15 protein-coding genes are annotated in these 14,351 nt (G+C 40.2%); 4 read left to right on the top strand and 11 right to left on the bottom strand.

From position 1 onward, the window contains the following. The first annotated feature begins 55 nt into the window (after positions 1-55). Together ONT18_RS16470 and ONT18_RS16475 are read left to right on the top strand one after the other, a co-directional pair. Positions 56-1,585, top strand: coding sequence for a hypothetical protein (locus ONT18_RS16470; RefSeq protein WP_264907080.1), 1,530 nt, complete (start codon positions 56-58; stop codon positions 1,583-1,585). Between the two features lie 110 nt (positions 1,586-1,695). Beyond that, a complete protein-coding gene (locus tag ONT18_RS16475; RefSeq protein WP_264903518.1) occupies positions 1,696-2,982 on the top strand; it encodes an IS1380 family transposase in 1,287 nt (428 codons plus the stop codon). Positions 2,983-3,410: 428 nt separating this feature from the next. Here the strand turns inward: ONT18_RS16475 and ONT18_RS16480 are convergent, their stop codons facing one another. From ONT18_RS16480 to ONT18_RS16505, 6 genes are all read right to left on the bottom strand, one after another. Beyond that, positions 3,411-4,457 carry an IS110 family transposase gene (locus ONT18_RS16480; protein ID WP_007896893.1) on the bottom strand — a complete coding sequence of 349 codons (1,047 nt, stop codon included), beginning with the start codon at positions 4,455-4,457 and terminating at the stop codon, positions 3,411-3,413. 266 nt (positions 4,458-4,723) lie between these two features. Beyond that, positions 4,724-5,776 carry an IS110 family transposase gene (locus ONT18_RS16485; protein WP_007896891.1) on the bottom strand — a complete coding sequence of 351 codons (1,053 nt, stop codon included), beginning with the start codon at positions 5,774-5,776 and terminating at the stop codon, positions 4,724-4,726. A 202-nt stretch (positions 5,777-5,978) separates the two neighbouring features. Beyond that, complete coding sequence (locus ONT18_RS16490; protein ID WP_264906994.1) at positions 5,979-7,256, bottom strand: PcfJ domain-containing protein; 1,278 nt, start codon at positions 7,254-7,256, stop codon at positions 5,979-5,981. Next, the gene (locus ONT18_RS16495; protein ID WP_264907082.1) at positions 7,253-7,678 is read right to left on the bottom strand and encodes a PcfK-like family protein; all 426 of its coding nucleotides are present in this window, start codon (positions 7,676-7,678) and stop codon (positions 7,253-7,255) included. Before ONT18_RS16495 ends, ONT18_RS16490 begins: the two co-directional genes overlap by 4 nt. A 23-nt stretch (positions 7,679-7,701) precedes the next feature. Continuing rightward, the gene (locus ONT18_RS16500) at positions 7,702-7,941 is read right to left on the bottom strand and encodes a DUF6926 domain-containing protein (RefSeq protein WP_264904766.1); all 240 of its coding nucleotides are present in this window, start codon (positions 7,939-7,941) and stop codon (positions 7,702-7,704) included. Positions 7,942-7,953: 12 nt separating this feature from the next. Continuing rightward, positions 7,954-8,169 (bottom strand): hypothetical protein, encoded by a 216-nt coding sequence (locus ONT18_RS16505; protein ID WP_005823733.1) that lies wholly within the window; start codon positions 8,167-8,169, stop codon positions 7,954-7,956. A 427-nt stretch (positions 8,170-8,596) separates the two neighbouring features. On the opposite strand from ONT18_RS16505, the gene ONT18_RS16510 reads away from it, so the two are divergent. Next, positions 8,597-8,725 (top strand): hypothetical protein, encoded by a 129-nt coding sequence (locus ONT18_RS16510; RefSeq protein WP_254918964.1) that lies wholly within the window; start codon positions 8,597-8,599, stop codon positions 8,723-8,725. A gap of 518 nt (positions 8,726-9,243) precedes the next feature. Here ONT18_RS16510 and ONT18_RS16515 read toward each other — a convergent pair. The 5 genes from ONT18_RS16515 to ONT18_RS16535 form a co-directional block, all read right to left on the bottom strand. After that, entirely contained in the window at positions 9,244-9,966 is a 723-nt protein-coding gene (locus ONT18_RS16515) for a hypothetical protein (RefSeq protein ID WP_264907084.1), read from the bottom strand. Between the two features lie 62 nt (positions 9,967-10,028). Continuing rightward, the gene (locus ONT18_RS16520; protein WP_264907086.1) at positions 10,029-11,399 is read right to left on the bottom strand and encodes a C10 family peptidase; all 1,371 of its coding nucleotides are present in this window, start codon (positions 11,397-11,399) and stop codon (positions 10,029-10,031) included. Positions 11,400-11,450: 51 nt separating this feature from the next. After that, positions 11,451-11,810: a hypothetical protein gene (locus ONT18_RS16525; RefSeq protein WP_153117877.1), complete on the bottom strand. Its 360-nt coding sequence runs from the start codon at positions 11,808-11,810 to the stop codon at positions 11,451-11,453. Between the two features lie 178 nt (positions 11,811-11,988). Then, the gene (locus tag ONT18_RS16530) at positions 11,989-13,575 is read right to left on the bottom strand and encodes a hypothetical protein (protein WP_264907090.1); all 1,587 of its coding nucleotides are present in this window, start codon (positions 13,573-13,575) and stop codon (positions 11,989-11,991) included. Positions 13,576-13,832: 257 nt separating this feature from the next. After that, positions 13,833-14,102: a hypothetical protein gene (locus tag ONT18_RS16535; protein WP_264907092.1), complete on the bottom strand. Its 270-nt coding sequence runs from the start codon at positions 14,100-14,102 to the stop codon at positions 13,833-13,835. Between the two features lie 29 nt (positions 14,103-14,131). Between ONT18_RS16535 and ONT18_RS16540 the strand changes: the two genes are divergently transcribed. Beyond that, on the top strand, positions 14,132-14,287 hold the full coding sequence (locus tag ONT18_RS16540; RefSeq protein WP_264907094.1) for a hypothetical protein: 156 nt from the start codon (positions 14,132-14,134) through the stop codon (positions 14,285-14,287). The last annotated feature ends 64 nt before the right edge of the window (positions 14,288-14,351 follow it).

Genomic DNA, 14,351 nt, shown 5'->3' on the forward strand with positions numbered 1-14,351 from the left:
ATGAGTTTGTTTTAGGGGTTGGAGGTTCAGCCCATTTTATAAGATATATGAGATTATGGAATATCCAAAGAGAAAAAAAATCAAAGGACATGAATCGTTTGACAACGTGATAGGTGCATTTTGTACAAACTTAATTAAGATTGTAAACAATATCAAACCAGAAGAAATGACAAATGGCAAAGTGTTCTTATGTGCGATTTCACGTAAGACACCAAGATTGCTGGATATGGTAAAACCACAGTTGTCGTCTATTTGGGATAAGTTGTACATATTTACAGAGATTGCGCTTCCGTTTATAAAATGGTCTGATATAAAGACCATTATATTGATGGATGACGCTATCTATTTTGGTTCCACATTCAGTTATTATTATAATCTTATAAAATCGTATAATGATAATATCAACATCATTCCAATATGCTGTGTTAAAGCCTCAGAAGCATCCTTATCCTTTGAAAACAATTTAAAGGCAAGTATCCAACCAAGAGTATATGGTCATTATTTTGTAAAATCATTAGCTGAATGTTTTTGTGAAGAATATGCACCCTTTGAGATAGAGTTTCCTGCATTGGAAATAGAACTGCCATATAACTCACCACAAGATATCAGTAATTTCTATGCCGAATTGTATAACAGGACGAAGAAAACATATAAAATAACGGCAATTGAGATAGATCAAGATGGACGAGGCTGTTTTGAGTTTGGTTGGAATATAGGATCAACTAGTGAATTAAGAAAAATACGTTTCTATATACGAGGTAATCGTTTAACTATATCCTCTATAACAGCTTATGATATTTCGCAAGAAGATTTAGATGGTACAATTGAGTGGAGAAATACCGAATGCCTGAAAATATGGAATCTTGTAAAAAATGATATTTCCACCCTATATGATGACAGAGGAAAAGATAATGCATATTATAGAGTACTATGTATCTGGTATAATTATATATGCTCGATTCTCGCCTTTTTGGAAAAGAGAAATATTCTAGAAGATGCTTTAAATAAAATATTTGGTATGACAGAATTCTCTTTTTCTGTGAAACGTAATACATTAGAACAAGTCATTGGAACAAAAAACGCAGCAGAAGCATATTCTATTATAAATAACATGCTAGCTGAAGATATTGTAGAAAAGAAAGGTACCAATTTCGTTTCTACAGTCCATAAACTAAGAGAGCAAGAACTTTTGCCTTCCAAATTTGAATATGAAGATTATTATTATGCTATGCAGAAAAAATATATCGCTCAATGCCAAGGCAATTTAGAGGAAGAACTTACCAGTTTAATTTATCTTCAATGTGTGATGATAGATAAAATGAACAGGGATTTCATCGTCTTGGACAATGAGAGATTGAAATACGGTCATACATTTTCTTCTATTAAGAATGTGCTAACTTTATATAGTAAAGCACCTCGCCAACAAGATTTTCTAAAAATTCATGCATGGGTTGACAAATACATCGACAGAGCCACGATAGTACCACAATATATTACTGTAAATACGGAAAATAATGGTAAAATATGGGTAAGAGCTATGCGCTCTGGAGAAAATGAACCCTTAATTCCGCAACACTATATTTAACATTATTTATAAGTGCCTGAGCAACAAAAAGTTACCCAGGATTTTGCCATGTCAGAATTTTCACTTACCTTAGTGTTGCGAAAAGAAGACAAGCAAAACTCTAATATGACATGGCAAAGATACAAATAAAATCTGAGAAACTCACTCCTTTTGGGGGAATTTTTTCGATTATGGAGCAATTTGATGCTCTTTTAGCTCAAACCATAGATTCCACCTTGGGATTGAGATGCACTATGTTTGGTTATCAATATAGCGAGATTCTACGCTCTCTGATGTGCGTATATCTTTGTGGTGGCTCATGTATTGAGGATGTTACAACTCACCTGATGAAACATTTGTCTCTTCATCCAACTCTTCGCACTTGCAGCGCAGACACCATATTACGTGCTATCGAAGAACTGACTTTTAAGAGCATCACCTATAAGTCTGCTTCTGGCAAATCCTATGATTTCAATACTGCAGACAAGATGAACTGCTTACTGGTCAATGCCCTGCTTGCTACTGGTCAATTGAAATCCGGTCAAGAGTATGATTTTGACTTTGACCATCAGTTCATTGAAACAGAGAAGTATGATGCAAAACCAACCTACAAGAAGTTCTTGGGCTATAGTCCAGGGGTGGCAGTCATTAACGACATGATTGTCGGTATTGAAAATAGAGACGGTAACACAAACGTGCGCTTCAACCAAAGAGAGACTTTGGAAAGAATCTTCAAGCGATTGGAGGCTTCGGAAATATATATTTCTCGTGCCCGCATGGATTGCGGCTCATGTTCGGAGGAAATCGTAGATATGGTAGAGGCTCATTGCAGGCATTTTTATATTCGTGCCAACAGATGCTCTTCTTTCTACGATTCCATGTTTGCCTTAACTGGATGGAAAACTGTTGAAATCAACGGTATTGAGTTTGAGTTGAATTCTATCCTTGTTGAGAAATGGAAAGGAAAACCGTATCGTCTTGTCATACAGAGACAAAGGCGAATAGATGGATACCTTGACATTTGGGAAGGCGAATATACCTACAGATGTATACTGACTAACGATTACAAGTCGAGTGCAAGAGACATCGTGGAATTCTACAATCTTCGTGGTGGCAAGGAACGCATCTTCGATGACATGAACAATGGCTTTGGCTGGAATCGATTGCCAAAATCGTTCATGGCACAGAATACTGTATTCCTGCTTATGACAGCTCTCATCAGAAACTTCTACAAAGCTATTATGCAGAGATTGAAAACCCATGAATTTGGATTGCGTGCCACCAGCAGAATCAAGACCTTTGTTTTCAAGTTCATCTCTGTTCCTGCGAAATGGATTAAGACATCACGTAGGCATGTATTGAACATTTACTCAGACAACAATGCTTATGCCAACCTGTTCAAGACAGACTTTGGTTAAAGACCATGCTTTTCTGGTTAAACCAGCGTATTACCTCAAGTCGCTTTATGGGGTAAGGGGATTTTGTGTCTGCGACATTTCTGTTGTGCAAGAAATATGTACAATAAAATGAATTTTGTCGCTTTGCAAGCAAAATCCCACTAAACCCTATAGGTTGCGGATTTGAGGTGAACATGATTTCATTGGAAATTGGTGCAGATTCCTAAGACATCACCAAATTTTTGAGAGCTTTTTTGTGTTAAAATAAGCAAAATAGCCCCCAGAAAGCATATAGTCATACCTACCCCTGTAGCAGAAGAAGACATTTTTTGACTTTTCTGTTACAAAAAAAACGATACGGAACTCTTTCTTTTAATAGCTTTTTGCTCGATTCCTAATTAGTTATCCGTATCTGTCCTCACAAGACTATAAGAGACAATGGTACATTGTCATAGTTCACTTGCTTTGGACTTTTCAATATGTAAGTTCTTTCTGTCGTCAGAGGTGTTCAACACTTCCCATTTTCTCTTTTGCTTGCCTATGGCAAACATTCTGCAAATGAGCTTAAACTTGACGGCATTCAATGCCTTACGCTTAGTATCAGAATCTTTTCTGCCTCCTAACTTTCGATTATAAAACATTTGCATTTCCACATCGTACTCAACAGCTCTCAATGCCGCCATAGACAGGTCAGCTTTCACTTGACCGTTACAGTGTGCGGAAGGTCGGGCACGCCATTTCACACTGGTACCAGAAGTGTGACTGCATGGAGCTACGCCAACATATCTCGCATATTGCCGAGCTGTGTCAAAAGCGGTAAAGTTTCGTGTGATGGCAATTATGTTTGTTGCATTGACAAAACCAATTCCTGGTATCGTCAACAGATTCTGAAAAGTGTCAAAGACATCTTCCTCCTTGGACATTAATTCACACTCTTCCTGATCTATCTTCTCAATGTCATGATTGAGCTTTTTAATGTAGCTCTCATACATGGCAGAATCCTCTTTCGTTTCAAACATCTGCATTCGGTTCATAAAGTTTGTCCGTTGCTCCACAAGGAACTTACGCTCATTGACAAGTTGCTTCAATTGTTGCATAGCCTTGCTTGGCAACTTGTATGGCTTGGCACATTCCGTGCCATCATAACGATAGAGGAAGTCAGCTATCTTTGCAGAGTCATTCTTGTCTCGCTTATCTATTGTCCCCATAGGATGATGTTTTACTATACGTGTACTAAGCATACAGAAAGAGTAATTCTTGGACGTGAGGAATTTTTCCAAGTCCAAGGAGTAGCAACCTGTAAATTCCATGCCAAACAGGGCTTGGGAAAGTACCACACGGCTCTTTTTGAGCCATGAGCACATATCGCCAAATCCCTTGCGAGTGTTGTTGAACACCTCATGAGGGAACATTTTGATGTTGGTGTCCTCACGAAATATAGATACATCTATGACATTTTTAGAGATGTCAATGCCTACAAATGATTTATTTTTCATATCTTTGCACCGCTTTACGAAAGGAACTCTCTATGTCAGGATAAGCCAAATCTTTTAAAAGCTGGGACGGACAGCTAATTCCCTAAAAGGCACTGAGTCTGACATTTCGGGCAGAGGAGACTATATCAAGGGAAAGGGCTTTGCCTAAGATTAAAAAGTTCACTACCTCTGTCTGGAGTTCCTTCCTTTTGAGGATTCCTCGCAAAGGTAGTGCCAAAAGCAACCAAGAGACTCTATCATGGTATAGTGATGGTCTTAAAACACTGTTAGTTCACTCCTGGTTGCTTGTTTTTCCCATTTCGATAATTGTCCGTCTCCACATACGGAGTACCTCGTTTTATAACGGCAAACATACGGAGTATCATCTTAAACTTGATTGCATTAAACACTATTCCACTGCATTTCTCCTTTCTCTTGCGTTCCCAGTAATCTCTGATGTTCGGAATGTGCTGCATGCAAACCAAACAGGCAATGGACAAATCTGCCTTTGCCTGTTTAAAACCTTTCTTAGAGACTGACGAGCCTTTTCTCACAGATGTACCAGATTCTTTCTTGAAAGGAGCGACACCAATATAGCAAGCGTATTTACGTGGGTTATCTATTGCCATGAAGTTTTCGGTCAAGACAATGGTTTCAAGTGCGACAACACGCCCAATACCAGGTATTGATGTCAGCAGGGAAAAGTTCTTGCTGATGTCCGCATCTTCTTTTATGTACATGTCAATTTCATTGTCTATGCCTTTAAGTGCATCATTGAGCGTTTTAAGTTGCCCATTCTTACGTTCCACAGACAAATCTGTGTCATACGCACATATATCATGAAGCTGCTGCTTGTAAAGGACTGACTGCTTGACTGTCTGCTTGCGTTCCGCCAAAAGCCTCTTCAACTTAAAATATACAGGAGAAGGAAGTTTTGATGGGTTGCGAAGAATCTTTCTGTGGTTCTGCTCACAGTAAATGGCTATGCGGAAAGAATCAAGCTCGTCAGTCTTGATGCGGTCGAGCGAACGCAGTCCATCATCCAAGTCTGGCTCAAAGCGATGCATCTTGCGAGGTTCCACCATCCTATAAATATAATGTTTCTCTTCCAACCACAGTCTAAAGTTTTGGGTGTAAAGTCCTGTATATTCCATACAGAACAAGACTATATCAAACCCCTTGCTTACCTTTGCCACCCATGAACCAATTTTCTTGAAACCTGCATTGTTGTTGCTCACCTTTATATGGGCTTTCTTCCAATCAATGCTTTCTCCGTCATAATAAGCAAGGTCGAGAGTCTGCTTTGAGACATCCACGCCTATGTAAAGTTCTTTATCCATAATTTTGACATTTAATAGTTAAATGGAATCAAGAAAGTTGGCTGGATTATATAAGGACTATGACATGAGAAAGGGCATACCTTGAAAGAAAGATAGTTCACCTTAACACCCATTAACCAAATATCCTAACTTGATTCCTGGGTGCAAAGGTAAAAGAAAGAAAGTGGCGGAACGAATTTTCATCGCTCCGCCGATATGGATTTCATGTCGTTGCAACCATTCGTTGCTCTATAAGTCTTGCATTGCTGTTCACCAAGTTGATGATGTCGGCATGGTGCTCGGTGTCCTTGTTCTGTAGTCCGTGGCATTGTACGACTTTCATCTGTTCGAGTGAAAACTCCACGGTCTCAACCCTTTGTTCGGCTATTCTTGCAGAGAAGATGATGCAGTCGGGATTGAGTGAGTAGTTTGTACCGCTGCCTACGCAATGGTGCATCGCCTTACCCTCAAGAACGTGCTCCCTGACGCTTTCAAGCATTCTCACCACGATATTGCCGTCCGTGAACATCAAACCGAAGAAACGGCTCTTCATTTCCTTGAACTTGTCCTCGTTCTTCAATGCCTTGCGTATCTCCTCCTCGGTGCGCTCCTTTTCTTTCTTTGCTCTGATTTTCTCGGATATTCTGTCGTGCTCGGCTTCAAGGTTGTCGGGACAAATGTAATGTGGACTTCTGATGTCCTTGCCCATTTCTACCAACATACAGATGTAGTCCGCCCATTTGCCGATGTCTGTAATAAGGTAATGGTTGCGGTTGGCTATCTTGTAGGCATTCCAACAAGTTTCCAAGTGCCGTGGGTGGTCTATGAAGTGGCGGACGTGTCCGTAACGACATTGTTTCATCATCGTTTCGATGCGGTGGTCTGTCAGCATCGCCTTGAACAATGTAAGCGGTTCGATGCCGTGAAACGCTCCGTCAAAGCCGTTGCGCCATATCTGAGGAATGACTTTCATATCGGGGCAGACCGGAAATGAAGCAATATGCTGATAGGTGGTGTTGTCCCTGCGCAGTTCAATGTCGGAGTCGTAGCAGAACGTGTCCATATAGATACCCATTGTGCGCTTGCGTGCCATAACCTCCACCTTGCCTTTCTCGTTCATCCAATAGCGTGCCACCTCCCAACAAAAGATGTCTGCCTTTTGTCCCTTGCGGTAGTAGGCTTTCATCTGATATGCTCGCATAAGTTGCAGTCCCTTACGCTCGGTGAGTACGCTGAAATAGGTAGAAGACATTGCCTTCTGTCGCTTGGTGCGCTGCACTTCCAACTTTGCCTTACACTTCGGGCAGACACATTTGTCCGCATCATCGTCCGTAGTCCAAGTGTGTCCGCAGTCCATGCAGGTGGTCTGTCCGTGCTTCAACTGAAAGGCATAGTGGTCAAGACATTCACGGAATGCCCATTGCATTTGCGCTCCCTTGATAGGTCGTAACCCCTTGTTTGAGGTTACGACTTGCTTCTGATATTTCGTTCTTGGTTTCATAACGTGTCGAATAATGATGGTTGGTGTACTTCTGCTTCCGTTCTCTGTGAGGTGCGCTTGGCGGTATCTCTGTTACGCATCTTGTTCATCTGCTCTTGCTGATATTGGCGGATGGCTTCCTGTCTTGCCTGTGCCTTCTCCTCCTCTGTGAGTTCGATGTGGTGGTTAACAGACACTTGGCAGTTCAATGGTTTTCCTACCTCGATGTCCTTCTCCTCGTAGTAGTGGATGGCTTGCCCATATATCTCGTCATCGCAAAAGCCGTTGCAACCGCTCTTCTGCACCCAATTAAGTATGTAGGTGACGCAATCGTCTATGTTCTTGTCGTGGTTGTCATACTTGGCTGCAAAGAGTTCGTCCTCCATAGCACGCTCCTCCAAATAGGCTTGTATGGTTCTCTTGAAATATTCTGTAGTGTTCATATCTGATGTTGTTAAAGGGTTCGTTACTCATGATAGATGATGTCGCAGTCCTCAACTTCTGTAGGCAGTCCGAAGAACGGATAATGGCTGAAGTAAGGTTCTGTGCACATGTCCTCGTTGTATCTCGGACTTACTATCTCAATATTGTTCTTGCGCATGGTTTCGTCCACCATACGGATTTCCTCGTCTGTCAGTCCGCTTGCATCGCCGTTGATGATGTAGCAGAGTGCCCATGTAGGTATCGCTTCAATGCTTCTGTTCATATCGCTTGTTCTTTAAAGTGTTAATAACCAAATGAATGTTCCAATCAGTACCACCATAGAAAGAATGGAAATGATGATGCCGAAGATGAACTTCACAATTCCCAATATGACTTCACCGACCATGCAGAGAGCCATATATCCCAACCAAGCCACCAAAGTGATGAGGGTTGAGCCGACTGCGGAGAGTAATCTCCACCAAGTCTGTGTTATATTGATGTTTGTTGTCATATAGCCTTGAATTAAATTTATTTGCGGTTCCAGGAACTGAAGGGAAGTTCTCGTTTCTTCACCTTTTTGTCGCTCCCTTTTCCGACATTTTTTTTTGCGTCTTCCTGTCGCATCGGTCGTTTCGTTTCAGGTGCCTTTCAAGGGCGGCGAGGCTGGAAATACAAGGTTTTTCGGAAAAATACTACCCAACGGTGTGGAGATTTTTTCGAAAACCGAAGGCTCGACCTTTTATTTCCAAAGCCCACTGCCATACCTTTGCACCTGCACGATAACGGTTGATGCCAAAAGGAAAGACCTTGTGGAGGAAAGAAAATCAGAGCGGCAAATGAAAATAGAAACTTCACGGAAGTTTTTGGACTGTACGATTATCGCATACCCATTTCTGAGAAATGGATACAATTACTGTCTTGCAAATGTTTTTAGGAAAATGGAAATCGCATACAAGAATGGCACAGCCTTCAGAGAAATTCCGGTGAAAGAAGAGTATGGCTTGTCCATGCTTCTTGCATCGGGTTTTCTCCAAGGCTGTGCTGCCAAGCATGAAAGTGGTCGTTGAGGTTTACATCAATGACTTCTTTCTTGCGGTGGAGTATGCAAACAAAATGGTACGGCAAATCAAGGAATGGTGTTTCTTTTGATCGGTTAGCCTGCAACCGACAAAAAGAAACACTTTTCCTCATGCCGTACTACTGAGACATGAAAGGGTGGCGTGCCACTGTTTCATGTCGTTTGGATTGTGCGATAAAAATGGAACTGCGAGTTGTGGCTATAAAAATCAGCCGTTGTCAGCACGGCAAACAAAGAAAAGTCCTTGGCAGTATAGTCTTGAAGCATTTCAAGGCATACTGTCAAGGATTTTTCTTGCCGTGCCATAGTCGGAGGAAGTTAGTCTGAGGTACGAGGACTGTCTTTCTGCGACGACGGCTGAGTCTTATAGTGGATATTCATAAGGAGAGAAAAGCAAACGAATAAAAATACGTATTTTCTGAATTTAACTCAATAATGTTGCTTATGTAGCAATTATTTTCAGACATAAACAATACTATCGAGAAAGAAGTTCTATCATACGACCTTCTACTCTCTTTTTGGTAAAGTCTTGTGGACTTTATTTCCTATGAACACATGCGGAAAGTCAATGCCCGTTTCTATGTCTGTAAAACTTGCCGTTAAATAGGTTTGCGGTAACATGTTTATGCTTGACATGTTTGACAGAAGGTATGCAACATTATCGTTTTTTAACTTAAAGGTATGTTCGAAGGTACTATTTTCTCCTTTTAAGTCGAAAGACAACATGGTTCCATTTTGAGATATATGGTATGTTCCTTTCATAATTGGTATGTCATTATATTTAAACTGCATGTTATTATAGCTAAAAGCGTAACATATGCTATCCTCACTTGCAACCAATACGAATAAGCTATTTGACCTTATATTGAGGTGGTTTCCTTCCTCCTCTTCAAAGTTCAACGTAAGAAATGGGAGAATCACATTTACCTCAATGCTACATGACTCGTTCGTGATTTTATCTCGTACGAAGATGTGAGTAGTACCTATTTCCTTGCCGATAAGAGTGATTTTTTGTTTGTCATTCTGAGCTGTAGAAATGTCCACTTTGTCGTTACCTTCAACAACAAAGTTTCCGCTTCCGCCAGTTATTATGAGGTTTGTCGTATCACCCAAGGATACCTCTGCATAATTTTCTATAGTCAGAGGCTGATACTCATTTTCTTTATTGCTCTTACATGCAAAGAAGCATAACGCAACTAAGATAACACCTAATATACTATATATTTTCATAATTTTATAATATATGATAAAGAGGGAGCGTCTTGTATAACGCACCCTCTTAGCTGGTTGTTTTATTTCTTTCTTACATTAGGATAGAGTTTCAAATCCTGGTTGTAATGTCCGTTGTACGAAGTTTCAAAATCCAGATTGGTGGTGTTTCTATCCACCATATAGTACCCATCCTCGCTGCCGCTCCATCCAAAATTCGCATGGATGTATGTGTCGTTTTGCTTTACAATGATACGGGTGGTCGTTGTTCTTCTGCGGATTTGATAACCGTCAAGAATCCAGCAATGTCTTCCTCCGACACTAGAACTTCTTGTGCCCGCTTCATATGCTCCTGTAATAATTACGGGATACAATTTGTCAAGCGATTCTACAATTCGTCCCGCATCCATAGAATATCCAGCCCACTTACTTCCGGAATCAAAAGTGATGCCAAGTCCACTAAGGTAGCTTGAGGCATTGCTTATTTTTGCACCACCCTCTCCATTATTCCATGTTGTTTGAATTCCGTGAGCAACATGGTAAAATAAATTTGAAATCTGTGTTTTTAAAGATTCACTTCCATAATTACTAATTTCCGAGGATGCCTTCAGTGCACTCCAATTAAGCGAAACACCATTGACAGTAGATAAACATTCGTAAAATGCAACTATCTGAGCAATAGCAACAGCGGTACATCCTACAGCGTTTTTCCCATAATATGGCCATCCTTGCATGGCGGATGCAGTAGTCTCAGCCATAAGATTGTTGTATGGCGCACACTGATTCCAGTTTGTGGTGATAAGTGGTGTCACTTGCTTTAACAATGTGCCCTGAGGATTGGACGTAGCAACCGTTCTAGTAATACCCTTTTGAACTTCGATACGGTCTTTTACTTCATCAAAAGTAAAATTACAGGTGCCAATCTTTGCAGCTATTTTAGCTTTAGCACTTGCTCTCAAAGAATCTATAGCAATATCTACAGCCTTCACTTTGCTTATCAGCGAACGCTGAGCTTCTTTGAGCATCATAGCTGCACCTTTGTTGGTGAGGGTGTCATTGAGAGAGCCATGCTCAACATATGCTATGACTCCAGGGACTCTTTCGTCTCCAGAAACGATAGCATAACCAGCATCGTCACCTTCGTTTAGGCTTACCTCATAGAGAGGAATCTGTTTTCCGTTACTATAAGAGGAGAGGGAAAACTTCTTCACAATTGTCGGATTGGCAGCGATAGCTCTAGTGGAATTGCCTGTTGTAGAGAATTTGCTTACCATATCAACAATCTCGCCTTGCGTCATCTCTAGTTGAGAATCTGGTTCAATACTTGCATACTCTTGTTGTGTGAGGAGGATGGAACTTTTGGCATCGTTGGCGATGTTATCGTCAATATCAGAGCAAGAACTCATCATTCCAGCCACACAAAGAGCAACGATAAAAAATTTCTTCATTGTCATTGTTGCTTTAAAATTAATATTCAAAATAGTATATAGCTATATAACTTCTTATCAATGCGTAATATGGAATTTTCCTTTATAAACCAAATTGCCCAAAACAATCATGATAGTATAATTGCCTGTGGGCAAATCTTCTGTTTCAAGAATACTATATGTGCGTCCTTCTACAATACCATTTGTATTTGATGAAGGAACTCCATACTCATCAGAGATGTAAATTGCGTACTCTCCAGAATAACGACTTATTTCTACAGTAACATATGCAGACTCTTGGTCAACCATTACTGAAGGAATAGCACTGCGTGCACCACCATGTTGCCGCATCCCATCCATATGGGTCTTTATGCCCTTTGCTGTAGAGGGCAATGTTGTTAGTAACAACAATAATGTAAAAATGATAATTTTCTTCATACTGATTTCGTTTGTTGTTAATTTCGGTGCAAAGTTACGTTAATTCCAAACACTCAGCAAAGAAGTTGGGTCTAATTCTTTAATTTTGTAACATTTTTATTATATACTGATAATCAACGTATTATATACCCCCCCCCCAGAAAAATGGAGGTCTAAATTTGAAGTTTTGCTACTGATTTTAGTAGTTTTCCATGAATTCTCGTAGAGATTTTTGTTCTTTTTCTATGCCTACTTTTGCCTTGTAGAGAAACAGTTTCTGCTTAATTGCTTTCTCGCTGATACCATAGATTAGTGCAAGTGCCTTCTGTGGCATTTTAAGACGGAGCAGCATCATCAGTCGTAGGTCTTTCTTCGTCAATCCCGAGAACTGCGCTCTTAATCTTGACACAAAGAGATTCTCGACACTATCTAAAAACACTTCTATTTCATTCCAATCATCTTCTGATATGAGTATATGTTTCTCTGTCTCGTTTCTCATGGACTCTATCTTTTCCATTATATCAATTTTCTTTAGAAGAAAATTCCTCATAGTGCAAATTTGAATATCTCGGTGAGAGAGTTCTTGCGCATGGAGCTGTTCTGCCATTGTAGCCTTTTGTTTTGCTTGCTTCTTATTGGTATTATATATGTAGAGTACAAAAATGATAACAATTAGTGCCAGTACAACCGTCAATACTGTTGCAGCTTTTTGCGATGTAATCTCACCTTGCAATCTTGCTTCTTCCTTTTCTTTTTGCAGAACAGAGACATAATAGTCATTTTTGACTTGCATGGTTGTACAGTACATTTTGTCTAAATAGTAGTTTGACGAGTCAAGGCAAACAATAGCCGGTTGTATTTGTCCTTCTCTTATTGCCGCCTTACATCTGATATAATAAATAAGGTGTCGGCTAGCATGAGAATCTTTACTGACCTTTGCAAGAATATCTTTTGCCTGTAGCGTTGAATCAACATCACAATATGCATCTGCTAGGGCAAGGGCGTTCGAAGTATCAAACATCGATTTCCTATATAAATAGGCTTCCTTTGCACAAGTAAGTGCCTTTCGGTACATTCCTACATCATGAAAGAACCGCGACATGTCTTGATAGGTATCAGCAAGAACCAGTGAGTCGCCTAATTCTTCTGCCAAGCTCAAAGCTGTTTTGCATTCTTTTAGGGCTATAGCAGAGCTATCAGCAAACTCAAGGGCCTCACATAGGTTCAACCTGAAGTAAATCTTATTGGCAAGTGATATTCTCGTATCTCTTTCACATTTGTCAATAGCCATTCTTGCATGAAGCAAAGCTTGTTTGGCATCCGTCATCTTCTCTACTTTAGAAAGTTTTTCCAAAGCAAGGCATTCCGTAAGGATGTCGTCTATCTTTTCTGACGCTTTATATGAGCGATCTAGACAACGGATGGCAAACTCCGTGCTATCATTTAGCATATAGTATTTGCCCATATAGTATTGGCATTTTGCATAAAGGGAATCTGCGGGATGCTTTTCATACCAGTTGTATCCAATGCGAATTAGCGAATCTTCGTCCACATCCAACCCCGACTTATCTTGTGCCATTGTGTACACAACAGCGTACTTTGCCTGTTCAGACTTGCCCAGTTCACTGAACTGCATGTTGTTCAGGAGTACGAGGGCACTATCCGGGTGTTCTCCTGCCAGTAGCAATGCTTGTGCTATTGTGGTATTAGGCTTGTGTTGGCAAGACGACATAAACACCAAAACCACAATAATCAATGAACTGATGTGAATATAAAAATTTTTCATGACTTAATTCCTTTATGTTTTTTTTGTCTGCAAAAATACAAATTTTCCGAGAAATACGACCAGAAATAAGGTCTAAATTACCAATCTATAATCATAGCGATTATCTTGTTGATACACAGCAGATTATTTGTGTTTAACTGCTTTTTACAAGTCTAAATTTTAGTTTCGGTAAACACAAAAGTGTCTTTTATACCTGCGATTAGTGAAAAATATGCGGTTAAGGTTGCCTCTTACCAATAAAAGATATTTTTGTCATCTCAAAAGAAATTTTCAGTGCAAAAAACTACCTTAGTACTGAGCGCTCCGGTTTTCAGATTGATGAACAGCCATTCGCCCATGAGCAGGTTGATGTGACCGATGTTGCGTTTCAGCGAAAGCAGCGATTGCTTGTCCCAGTTTACATACCATGCAGCTCTGATTCCCATGCGCGGATCGTTCCACTCTCTGAGATATTTCTCGGTAAGCAGGCTACCATTTCCTGTAAAGCGGGTCTTTCTGGCCGATGCCTCGGCATAGGCGTTGTGCATATTCTTCTCGTGAAAGAAGCGGCGAAAGGATGAGAATATGTAAACCAAACAGAACATTTAAAAAACAGGAACCCTTGCCACATAAGTTTGAATGGATTGAAATGGAAATAGCAAAGAATAGAGAAGAATATGGTTTAATAAAAACAGATTTATCCAAGCAAAAAATCGAGGATAAAAAATCTTAAAACATTCTTTATCCCCGATTAAATATCGTACCTTTGCAACCGAAAGAGTTCTTTGGATGGTTAT

It is taken from the genome of Segatella copri, from assembly GCF_026015295.1.
GTDB lineage: Bacteria > Bacteroidota > Bacteroidia > Bacteroidales > Bacteroidaceae > Prevotella > Prevotella copri_C.

Coding starts and splice junctions, on each gene's coding strand:
- ONT18_RS16470 (WP_264907080.1), top strand. CDS start 56: ATGGAATATCCAAAGAGAAAAAAAATCAAAGGACATGAATCGTTTGAC.
- ONT18_RS16475 (WP_264903518.1), top strand. CDS start 1,696: ATGGCAAAGATACAAATAAAATCTGAGAAACTCACTCCTTTTGGGGGA.
- ONT18_RS16480 (WP_007896893.1), bottom strand. CDS start 4,457: ATGAAAAATAAATCATTTGTAGGCATTGACATCTCTAAAAATGTCATA.
- ONT18_RS16485 (WP_007896891.1), bottom strand. CDS start 5,776: ATGGATAAAGAACTTTACATAGGCGTGGATGTCTCAAAGCAGACTCTC.
- ONT18_RS16490 (WP_264906994.1), bottom strand. CDS start 7,256: ATGAAACCAAGAACGAAATATCAGAAGCAAGTCGTAACCTCAAACAAG.
- ONT18_RS16495 (WP_264907082.1), bottom strand. CDS start 7,678: ATGAACACTACAGAATATTTCAAGAGAACCATACAAGCCTATTTGGAG.
- ONT18_RS16500 (WP_264904766.1), bottom strand. CDS start 7,941: ATGAACAGAAGCATTGAAGCGATACCTACATGGGCACTCTGCTACATC.
- ONT18_RS16505 (WP_005823733.1), bottom strand. CDS start 8,169: ATGACAACAAACATCAATATAACACAGACTTGGTGGAGATTACTCTCC.
- ONT18_RS16510 (WP_254918964.1), top strand. CDS start 8,597: ATGGAAATCGCATACAAGAATGGCACAGCCTTCAGAGAAATTCCGGTG.
- ONT18_RS16515 (WP_264907084.1), bottom strand. CDS start 9,966: ATGAAAATATATAGTATATTAGGTGTTATCTTAGTTGCGTTATGCTTC.
- ONT18_RS16520 (WP_264907086.1), bottom strand. CDS start 11,399: ATGACAATGAAGAAATTTTTTATCGTTGCTCTTTGTGTGGCTGGAATG.
- ONT18_RS16525 (WP_153117877.1), bottom strand. CDS start 11,810: ATGAAGAAAATTATCATTTTTACATTATTGTTGTTACTAACAACATTG.
- ONT18_RS16530 (WP_264907090.1), bottom strand. CDS start 13,575: ATGAAAAATTTTTATATTCACATCAGTTCATTGATTATTGTGGTTTTG.
- ONT18_RS16535 (WP_264907092.1), bottom strand. CDS start 14,102: ATGCACAACGCCTATGCCGAGGCATCGGCCAGAAAGACCCGCTTTACA.
- ONT18_RS16540 (WP_264907094.1), top strand. CDS start 14,132: ATGAGAATATGTAAACCAAACAGAACATTTAAAAAACAGGAACCCTTG.